The sequence below is a fragment of the Caviibacterium pharyngocola genome (genome assembly GCF_002795405.1).
GTDB lineage: Bacteria > Pseudomonadota > Gammaproteobacteria > Enterobacterales > Pasteurellaceae > Caviibacterium > Caviibacterium pharyngocola.
This window is the reverse complement of the sequence record NZ_PHGZ01000007.1, coordinates 87,636-94,698: the sequence shown is the minus strand read 5'-3', so window position 1 is coordinate 94,698 and position 7,063 is coordinate 87,636. Positions and strand designations below refer to the sequence as shown.

The window sequence follows — 7,063 nt, the reverse complement described above, 5'->3', positions numbered from 1 at the left end:
GGGCTAAAGCCCATCCTACGCATAAAATACGATTTAAATCAGGTTTGTCATCAGTCTAACCGAATGTAACAACATTCGGTTTTTTTATGGCGGAAATCGGCAAACTAAGGCATTAAATCTACCGTGACATTGCCTTTTAATCGGCAGCTGCACGCTAGTACATAGCCTTCGGCGATGTCCGTTTCTGTTAATGTCGCTTGGCTGTCGGTTTCATAGTCGCCGCGGATAATTTTGGTTTTGCACGAGCCGCAAATTCCGCTGCGGCAGGCGGCGATAATCGGTTGTTTATGTTCTTCCAGCGCGGCGAGCAAAGTCATTCCGACCGGTACGGAGAAGGTTTGTTCCACCGGATTGGTGATGCTTAAGGTGAAGCGTCGGCTGTTGTCGATTAAGCAATTTTCGGCGGAGGAGTGGAATTGTTCCAAAAAGAAACGTTCCGGCGGCACGCCGAGACTTTCCGTCATGGCTTGCAGATCTTTCATATAGCTTTCCGGCCCGCAAGTTAACACCGTGTAATCGGCGATATTCGGCACCAATTCGCTTAACATTGCCGGGCTAATTCTGCCGGCACGAAAGCCTTCTTCAACATCCGTACTTGTGTTCATAAACAGTTGAAGTTGCGGATATTGATCTTTGAGTAATTGCCATTCCCGTTTAAAAATGACGTCTTTCGGCGAATGAACGCTATAAATGACGGTCACCGCTACATCGGGTTTATTCACCAACAACCAGCGTGTCATCGACATTATCGGCGTCACGCCGCAGCCGCCGGCGACCAAAAGATAGCGATCGGCGTGGATCTTGGCGCAAGTAAATTCGCCCATCGGATCAGACAACCACAAACTGTCGCCGACTTTCACTTCTGAGGTGATCCAATTCGATCCGATTCCGTTCGGAATGCGGCGCACGGTGAGAGTAATAAAACGGCTAATACCGGGCGTGGAGGAAAGGGTATAGGCGCGTGCAATATCCGGCGTGTTTTTAATACTAATCAGTGCGTATTGACCCGGTTCGTAAGGATAAAAATCTTGCGCGATTAATTCAAGCGTATAAACATCGTCCGTTTCTTGAACGATCGAATGTACTTGCATTTCATTAGTACAAAGTGGATTTGGGTTAGACATAGATTATTCCTATAAAAGTGCGGTCTTTTTTAGCCGAGTTTTATAAAAAAACGCTAAAATCGACCGCACTTTAATGATCACGATTATTTCGCTAATGCTTCAGCCATATCTTGTTCCGGCGTGGTTAAGCCTTTTAAGCCGAATTTCTCGTTCAACAACGCCATTACGTTATCGGTTAAGAATGCCGGTGCGCTTGGGCCGGTATAGATATTTTGTACGCCTAATGCCAATAGCGTGAGCAAAATCACGATAGCTTTTTGTTCGAACCAAGAAAGCACTAAAGTAAGCGGCAATTCGTTGACGCCGATACCTAATTTTTGTGACAAATTCACCGCAAGCATAATGGCGGAATAGGCGTCGTTACATTGACCGACGTCCAGTAAACGCGGTAAGCCTTCGATCGTGCCGAAATCTAATTTATTGAAGCGATATTTACCGCAACCTAATGTCAAAATGGCACAATCGGACGGCACTTGGCGCGCGAAATCGGTGTAATAACTGCGTTCGCCTTTGCTGCCGTCACAACCGCCCACAAGGAAAACGTGACGTAATTTTTTCTCGGCGACTAAGTTAATTACGGCGTCGGAGGCGTCAAGCAAGGTTTGGCGACCGAAACCGACGGTAATTTGGTGTTCCAATTCGCTGTACGGGAAGCCTGCCATTGCTTGTGCTTTGGCGATCACTTGGCTGAAATCACGATCGTCTAAATGGGTTACACCCGGCCAGCCGACAATGCTGCGGGTGAAAATGCGATCGGCGTAATTACCCACATTCGGATCGATGATACAGTTTGAGGTCATTACGATCGGTCCCGGGAATTTGGCGAATTCTTTTTGTTGATTTTGCCAGCCGCTACCGTAGTTGCCGACTAAGTGCGAATATTTTTTCAATTCCGGATAACCGTGCGCCGGCAACATTTCACCGTGAGTATAGATATTGATGCCGGTTCCTTCGGTTTGTTCCAAAAGGGCTTTCAGATCTTTCAAATCGTGTCCGGAAATCAAAATACATTTGCCTGCCACAGGTTTGACGTTGACTGTAGAAGGAACAGGATTGCCGAACGCCGCCGTTTCGCCTTTATCCAACAGCGCCATTACTTGGAAGTTCATATTACCGATGCCGAGCGCGTTGGTGAGTAATTCGTTTAAATCGGACGGTTGCGTGCCGAGCCACGCCATATAGCCGTGGAATTGGCGATACACTTCGTTATCGAACTGACCCAAAACATAAGCGTGTTCCATATATGCCGCCGCACCTTTCAAACCGTATAAGCAAAGCATACGCACGCCGTGTAAATCTTCGCCGATGTCGGCGCGATCAAGATTTAGGGCGAAATCTTCCGCTTGTTTGGTTAATTCGGCAATGGAATCGCCTTGGAGTTTAAGGTGTGTCAACGGGTGATCCGGTTCGATACTCGGATTGATTGCGCGACAGCGTTGAATTAAGTCGTCGCGATATTGTTCCGCTTGGCGTGCATATTGAATAATTCGGTCGGAATCGAAGTTCACATTGGTTAAAGTAGAGAAAAACGCTTGCGCACTGAATGCGTCGATTTGATTATCAATGATACCTAAATCGCGCGCTTGAATCGCCCAAGCGGACAAGCTTTGTAGCGCCGCCACTAATAAATCTTGCAAATCGGAAGTTTCCGCCGTTTTGCCGCACATACCTTGCGCGTAACTACATCCGTTTCCCACAGGTGTACGCATTGTTTGTTCGCATTGAATGCAATACATAAAATCACTCCTCAAAAAAATAAAATAACTGAGCAAAAAAGTAGGCTATTAGCCAAGCAAATAGTAAAGCTTTTGATAAATAACTCAATAAAGATTTTTATCAATTTCACCTTTTATTGATCTAGATAGAAAACTCTACTTATAAAGTGTTAGTATTTGTTTTTATTGAGAATTATTCGATCTTATTAGGTATATGGACTGGTGATTTATATAGAAATAAAAAAGTGCGGTGAAAATTGAGCTGCATCTTAATTGGTCGGATACTTAGTCCGATTTTTGGTAGGAAGAGCATTTTAACCGCACTTTCCGGTCGGCATTTAATTTACAATGCGTTAAGTTAATAATTGCATAATAACATCTTTAAAATGCTGATTTATTGGATAAGTTTGATCTAGATAAGTTAAAATTTCTCCGGCAGATGCTTGATTATGATCATAACCTTGGGTGAATTTCCTAATCAATTTAACTTTCGTCGGATGTATTTGCTCGAAACGTCTGGTATTATTGAATTTGTCTGTGAACACAGGATTTTCTTCTCCCGCCGAATTCCATAAATCAATTATTCTATTAATCGCCCTTTGCTGTATTAAAAAGAAAGCGGATAAGACTTCTCCACGCTTTTCTCTGGAGAGTCCTAAATATAGACACGTCATAATTTCATTTATTAACCACGATTCTTCATAATCGTTATCATTCGGTAATCTTATCGGAACACATAAGTTTTTATCAAATTCATCTCGAGACCATACTAACCTGCCGTGATCATATGGAATCTTGGCTAATTCTCTTTTTTCAAAGATTGCAAATTCACAAAAAATTTCATCTTGAAAAAGAACTCTATGTCCATCAACCGTATTTTTATAAGAAAAAGATATGTTGTTTATATTTTCTAACCAAAATAAATTATCAATATATCGATTTTTATATCCGTCTTGTACTATGACAAAAAAATCTAGATCTGAATATTGATCAAGTCTTTCGTTATGTAATCCGCACGACCCTAAGGCAAGTAGAGCCAATGTTCCCTCATTATTTTCAAGCGATTTTGCAATTTTGTCTAATCGATCTAATAGCGCTTCCTTTTTATCTAAAGTATTTTTCATAATCGGTTTCCAGTTTTTCAGGCGTCAAGTTTGGCGAATATAATTCTTCGGATTCTATCGTGTATTTAGCTACCAAGCTTGCATATTTCATACATTGTATTTCGGATAGCCCTTTACTATAGGCATAGAAAAATCCTGCGACAAAAGAGTCTCCGGCACCGTTACTATCTACTATATCTTCAACTAAAATGCTTTCTTGAAAATAAGTTTTTCTCTCTTTCGTTAGAATTTCCGCACCTTTTTTACCGTGAGTGCAAACAACAAAAGAACGATTTTCAATGAGTTTGTTCATTAAGTCAGTTACTTCTTTCTCTGAATTTAAAGCATCCGAGCTCATAAAAATATAATTTGCATAGGGTAAAAATTCCTGATGCCAAGGATTTTTACCATCATAATTATGAATGTCTAAAACAATTTTATCTTTATATTTCGGTAAAATCGGAAATAGTTTTTTTACGAAGTCACAAATATCCAGAAAAATCAGATCGGCTTCATCCATTAATTGACATACGCTTTTTATGTCATAGTCTTGACCGGACTTGCCATAATGCGTATATATGCTAATTCGGTCTCCTTTTTTATCCATTAGGTTAGTATGCCTTTCCGTAGATATTTCATCGATAATATAAAACCCTTCAATTTTCTCCACCAATATTTTTTCTTTAATTCGTTTACCCGATTCGTCTTCAGATATTTTTGTCACGAGGCGGGTATCAAAACCAAGCCTTTTAAAATTAAATGCCTTTCCGGCGGCTGTTCCTCCGATAACTTCTTTATATTTACTCGCAAAAATCGTTCCGGCGTTTTCAATAAATTTATCTACATATATTATTGTATTCCAAGCACTGGTGCCTATTATTAGCATTTTCATATTTTAACTCCCTATGATTTCTTATTTTAAGGCTACTTTATAAATTATTATATATGGAATACAGCATAAAGGATATTTGTAATAGTCAACAGCTTAAACAGTTTTGACCATTGTTTTTCTACTTAAGTGCCTAATATTCTAGAAAGAATTTATCACTTTAAGCGGTTGAGTTTCTAAAATTTTGTAGTATCAATATATGGATGATTTTTAATCATTAAATACGAAAGATTAACCGCTTTCTCTTCTAGCTTTTCATTTCTAATTTATTAATGCGGTAATGGAAAGTTTTTTCGGAGGGTTGAAAACGAAATATTATGACACCTGTACGTTCGATATCAGCGGAGAATTTGAATTTTTTTGAGGCGTTTCATCTGTGCGTCAAAATATAATAGTCCTTTTGTCGGCAGGATAAGTGCGGTAAAAAATGACCGCACTTGTGAGAAGAAAATGAAAGAATTTACTAATTATTTTCCGCTGTCGCCGTAGTTGCCTAATACACGGGCGCTCGGATCGTTGACATTACAGCCTTGCCATTCTTTGTTCGGCATCCAGAAATCTTTAATCCAATGAGATTGACCCGGATAGAATTTTTCAAAAATATCACGATACAACAAGGATTCTTTGGTAAACGGCGTGGCGTAAGGATATTTGCTTTTCGCGTTTGCCAAATCTTGATCAGAATAGCGGCTTTCGGCGAACGCTTTTAAGTGGTCAACCATCGAGTGACCGACGGCATCGCTGAACGCCGCTTTTTCGCGATAAAGAATACTGTCCGGTAAATAATCCAATCCTTCGAAAGCTTTGCGTAATAAATATTTTCCTTTGTTGTAAACGTTCATTTTGCGTTCAGGGTTAATGCTCATTGCATAATCGACAAAATCAATGTCGCTGAACGGTACGCGTGCTTCCAATGAGTTCGCTGCTAGACAACGGTCGGCGCGCAAAACGTCGTACATATATAGTTCACGAATACGTTTTTGCGCTTCTTTTTGGAATTCGGCGGCGTTCGGGGCGAAATCCGTGTATTTATAACCGAAAATTTCATCGCTGACTTCGCCGGTTAATAGCACTTTTAAATCGGTATGTTGACGAATATATTTACACACTAAATACATTCCGATACTGGCTCGCACGGTGGTAATGTCCCAAGTTTCCAAGTGCCAAATCACTTTTTCAAGGGCGTCTAGCACTTCGTCTTTTGTCATAATGACTTCGGTATGTTCCGTGCCTAAAAATTCGGCGACTTCTTTCGCGTATTTTAAATCGATCGGATCGGTATCCATTCCGATAGCAAAGGTTTTAATCGGTTTATCCAAATGTTTTTGTGCGATGGCGCAAACGAGGGAAGAATCCAAACCGCCGCTTAATAAAAAGCCTAACGGTGCGTCGGCGCTTAAGCGTTTGATGACACCGGCTTCCAATTTGCTGCGTAAATGTGCGGCGATAGTGTCCACATCTTGCTCGACCACGGTTTTCGGATCGGCAATGTCGTTATAACAAATAAATTCGCCGTCGGCATAATAATGTCCCGGCGGGAACGGCGAAACGTCGCGACAGAACGGCACTAAGGCTTTGGCTTCGGAGGCGAAGGCAATGCCGCCGTTTTGTTTGTCATAACCGTAAAACATTGGACGAATGCCCATCGGATCGCGTCCGGCAAAGATTTTGCCCGTTTTGCCGTCAACCAACACTAAAGCAAATTCCGCATCAAGCATTTTCATCATTACATCGATACCGACGCGTTCATAAAGCGGAATTAACACTTCGCAATCACTGCCGGAACGGAATTGATAGCCGCTTTCCAACATTTGTTTAAGGTGCGGATAGTTATAAATTTCACCGTTACAAACCAGCTGAATACCGTGATGATTAAAAGGCTGGTTGCCGTTATGGCTTAAATCCATAATGGATAAGCGGTGGAATCCCCAAGTACAACCGTAAGCGGTGGTTAAGCTTTGATGATCCGGCCCGCGATGAAAAAGTGTATCAAATCCTTGTTTTAGTGCCTCTGAAGGCGCAGAGGAAGAAAAAATAAATCCGCACATAATAATTTTACCTTAAGTTTAAAAAGCGATTTCACGGAATGCTTTGTTTATCTCTCACGTCCGTTTGAAAAGGACGCCGTTTTGATTCAACCGAATGCACTACGCAATTAGAATCGGTTTATCTATTGTGCGAATAATCTAGCATAATATTTATTTAAATGGAAATATTTTTATATATTTTTTA

5 protein-coding genes are annotated in these 7,063 nt (G+C 41.0%); all 5 read right to left on the bottom strand.

What is annotated here, in order from left to right; translation table 11 throughout:
* Window positions 1-104: 104 nt before the first annotated feature.
* The 5 genes from hcr to asnB all read right to left on the bottom strand — a co-directional run bounded on the left by hcr (window position 105) and on the right by asnB (window position 6,879).
* The gene (gene hcr, locus CVP04_RS03955; RefSeq protein WP_100296222.1) at window positions 105-1,124 is read right to left on the bottom strand and encodes an NADH oxidoreductase; all 1,020 of its coding nucleotides are present in this window, start codon (window positions 1,122-1,124) and stop codon (window positions 105-107) included.
* Window positions 1,125-1,207: 83 nt separating this feature from the next.
* Window positions 1,208-2,860, bottom strand: coding sequence for a hydroxylamine reductase (gene hcp, locus CVP04_RS03950; RefSeq protein ID WP_100296221.1), 1,653 nt, complete (start codon window positions 2,858-2,860; stop codon window positions 1,208-1,210).
* Between the two features lie 332 nt (window positions 2,861-3,192).
* Window positions 3,193-3,963 (bottom strand): hypothetical protein, encoded by a 771-nt coding sequence (locus CVP04_RS03945; protein WP_100296220.1) that lies wholly within the window; start codon window positions 3,961-3,963, stop codon window positions 3,193-3,195.
* A complete protein-coding gene (locus CVP04_RS03940) occupies window positions 3,944-4,834 on the bottom strand; it encodes a carbohydrate kinase family protein (protein WP_100296219.1) in 891 nt (296 codons plus the stop codon). The genes CVP04_RS03945 and CVP04_RS03940 overlap by 20 nt, the downstream gene beginning before the upstream one ends.
* Before the next feature lie 464 nt (window positions 4,835-5,298).
* Window positions 5,299-6,879 carry an asparagine synthase B gene (gene asnB / locus CVP04_RS03935; RefSeq protein WP_100296218.1) on the bottom strand — a complete coding sequence of 527 codons (1,581 nt, stop codon included), beginning with the start codon at window positions 6,877-6,879 and terminating at the stop codon, window positions 5,299-5,301.
* Window positions 6,880-7,063 lie beyond the last annotated feature (184 nt).